Genomic DNA, 3381 nt, shown 5'->3' on the forward strand with positions numbered 1-3381 from the left:
GGAACAAGTATAAGAATACCACCTACTACCAAGAGGACATACTTCCAAAACTGATTCAATTTTTCTTCTTTTTTCATGTGTAGGACTCCCCTATTAGATTTCAAATTTCTTTGATAGTTTGATTTGGATAAGAGAAACAATTCCAATAATTAAGAATAAAATCAAGGCAATTGCATTCGCATATCCATATTGATTACTCTTGAAGGCATAGTTATAGACTAAAAGACCAAGAGACGTTGTAGCATTATTTGGGCCACCACTCGTCAAGGCAAAAATTTGGTCAAAGGCTGTCAAACCGGACTTAAGAGCTAGGATAAAAACCATAGAAATCGTTGGTAGCAAATATGGTAATTCAATCTTCCAAAAAGTTTGTTTGCTTGTTGCACCATCAATTGATGCCGCCTCCAAAATATCACTTGGAATACTCTGAAGACCAGCAAGAAAGAGAATAATTGGCATTGCTACTCCTTGCCATAGAAGAACAAAAATAGTTGCCACTACCGCTCCGATTGGTGTTCCTAATAGACTTTCTTGTAAAAAACTAATCCCTAAAATTTTTCCAATCGTTGGAAGACCATAGTTAAAGAATTGTTTAAAAATCAAGGAAACTGTCAAACCAGACAAAACCGCTGGGAAAAAGAACCATGCTCTAAAGAAGGTCTGCCCTTTCATCTTAGAATTTAAGGCTCGAGCTACAACCATCCCAATTGTAATCTCTCCAATAATCAATGCCAGGGTTAAAATCAAAGTAAAAGCAATAGCTGTGAAGAATTTCCCATCAATCATAAGCAATTTGTAGTTATTCAGACTAACAAATTTATAATTATAGGTCAATCCAGTCCAGTTAGTCAAACTATAGAAAGCACCTTGTACCATCGGAAAGTAAAAGAAGATAGCTTGTAATGCAAGCGGGATGAGCAAAAAAGTCCAACCCCAGTATTTATTTAAAAATTTTCGAATAGCCATATCATCTTAACTCCTATTCTAGTCCAAATCTGCCTTCATTGGATTAAAGAAAGCATTGAGATTGTTTGCCATATTTTTCAGATTTTTATCCATCAAGTAACCTGCGCTTAGATTGAAAAAATCTTCTTCAGAATTCCAGTGTTGGCCCAACCAAACATAATGTTTATCCGTAAATGCTAGTTTAGAAATCTCTGCAAGTGCTGAATCTTCTTTTTCCTGTACACCTTTTACAGCAACTGGTGATCCATCCACATCATAATATGCTTGCATAGCTTTTGGACTAGTCATATAGCTGATAAATTCTTCGGTTTCTTTAGGATGTTTGGTAGTAGCTGAAGTTGATAATGCCATATCCCCTGCACCAACAGTGACTTCTTTTCCTACTCCTTCTCCTGGGAAGGCAAACATCCCCACATCAAATTTTGGATCCTGTTGATTAATTGCCGCTAATGCCCATGATCCTTGTGGCATCATCAAGGCTTTTTCATTCGAGAATGCTACCACCGCATCATTATAAGAGGCACCACGCCATCCATCTTGAGCATTATCCGCCAACAAATCTAGTCGTTCTGCATCTGCTTTTAAAATAGCATCATCTACAGAAATAGCATTTGGTTTTGAAAAGCGAAGATAGTTATTAGCTGCGTCTCCACTGCCTGTAATGGTAATGAGAGAAAGTTGGTGATAACCGTTTAATGTCCATCCTTCATTGCCTGCAACTGCAAACGGAGAATTCCCACTATCTTTTATCTTTTTAACAATCTCTTGAAACTCTTTAAAAGTCTTCGGTTCCTCAAGCCCTAATTCTTTAAACTTTGTTTTATTGTAATAGATTCCATAAAGGTTAGCAGTTAAAGGCACACTATAAATCTTGTTATTGATTGCATACTTTTCTGCATAGTCATTCTTAATGTTCTCAAGATAAGATTTCCCTGTCATATCTGCAAAGTAACCTGCTTTTGCCCACTCCTGAAAATCCATATTTTGAGGATAAATATTAACAATATCTGGAACATCTCCTGATAAAATCCGAGTCTTCAGAACAATGCCAGCTGCCGGAACAGTCGTCAGTTTTACATCAATAGTAGGATGATCCTTTTCAAAATTATCTACAATTTTTTGCAAAGTATCCGCCATTTCGGTCTTCTGGTTAAAAAATTCAATCGTTACCTTTCCATCAGTCGATTGATTATTCTGACCACAAGCTGCTAGTCCTAGTAAACTAGCCCCAGCTACTAAAAGAAAACCTGCTTTCTTATACCATTTCATTGGAAAGCCTCCTTTATAAATTATACACCTTTATTATAGTCTTCTAAAAATATACTGTCTACTCAAAAAATCTCCTTGGGATAAGATAACAGTTAAGCCTGCATACATGAGTTCTGCACCTGAGTAAACTACTCCATTTTCCTGTAATTCATACAGTCCCTCTTCATCCAAATCTTTTAACTTTAAAGTTGTTTCCATGGTCTCTACAACTGACAAAACGCGAACGTAGGTTACAATCGTTTGATTTTTGTAATTAAATTGTAGAGCTGCTTCATTGGATGCAGACTCGGGATTGATTAACCTATACTGTTGTCCTAACTGAACTACTGGTCGTAATTCTTTATACAAGTTCACCTGATTAGCAATCTCAGCTTTCTCTTCATTGGATAAACTTGTCAAATCAAGCTCATAGCCCAAATTTCCCATCATTGCTACATGGCCACGTGTTTCTAATGGTGTCATTCGTCCCATCTGATGATTCGGTACTGCTGAAACATGAGCCCCCATAGAAATGGTTGGATAGAGATAGGATGAACCGTATTGAATTGGTAAACGTGCAATGGCATCAGTATTATCACTAGCCCAGACTTGTGGGAAATAGCGCATCATACCAAGATCATTTCGTCCACCACCACCAGAGCAGGACTCAAAGAGAATATGGCTGTGCTTTTCTGTCAGATAAGAAACGAGTTCGTAAAGCCCCAACATGTACTGATGAGATTGCATCTGTGTTTCTAGATAAGTAAAGCCATTTCCTAGGTTAGTAATATTACGATTCATATCCCATTTAATGTAATCAATCTCATGATAAGATAGGAGTTGATCTAAGACATTTTTCAAGTATTCTACTACCTGAGGATTGGCAAGATTAAGTACTAATTGATTTCGAGAATAGGTATGGTCATATCCTGGAACCTGAATAGCCCAGTCAGGATGTTTACGATACAAATCGCTATCTACAGAAATCATTTCAGGTTCTAACCAAAGCCCAAACTGCAAACCTCTTTCATGGATAGCTGAAATCAGACTTTCTAGGCTTCCACCCAGTTTTTCCTCATTAACAACCCAATCACCTAAAGCCCGATTATCATCAAAGCGATTACCAAACCACCCACTCATCTAATACAAAAAGTTCAATACCAACTT

General features: G+C 37.2%; 2 protein-coding genes and 1 pseudogene. All 3 read right to left on the minus strand.

From position 1 onward, the window contains the following. Window positions 1-93: 93 nt before the first annotated feature. Complete coding sequence (locus SMIDD26_RS08140) at window positions 94-966, minus strand: carbohydrate ABC transporter permease (RefSeq protein ID WP_061439785.1); 873 nt, start codon at window positions 964-966, stop codon at window positions 94-96. A gap of 18 nt (window positions 967-984) precedes the next feature. Then, entirely contained in the window at window positions 985-2235 is a 1251-nt protein-coding gene (locus tag SMIDD26_RS08145) for an extracellular solute-binding protein (protein ID WP_061439786.1), read from the minus strand. A 33-nt stretch (window positions 2236-2268) separates the two neighbouring features. After that, window positions 2269-3381, minus strand: a pseudogene (locus tag SMIDD26_RS08150) (alpha-galactosidase); the annotation flags it as partial.

The sequence above is a fragment of the Streptococcus mitis genome, from assembly GCF_001579035.1.
In the GTDB taxonomy this organism is placed as follows: domain Bacteria; phylum Bacillota; class Bacilli; order Lactobacillales; family Streptococcaceae; genus Streptococcus; species Streptococcus mitis_J.

Bases quoted from the DNA above. Each gene is read 5' to 3' on its own strand.
- SMIDD26_RS08140 (WP_061439785.1), bottom strand. From the start codon at position 966: ATGGCTATTCGAAAATTTTTAAATAAATACTGGGGTTGGACTTTTTTG.
- SMIDD26_RS08145 (WP_061439786.1), bottom strand. From the start codon at position 2,235: ATGAAATGGTATAAGAAAGCAGGTTTTCTTTTAGTAGCTGGGGCTAGT.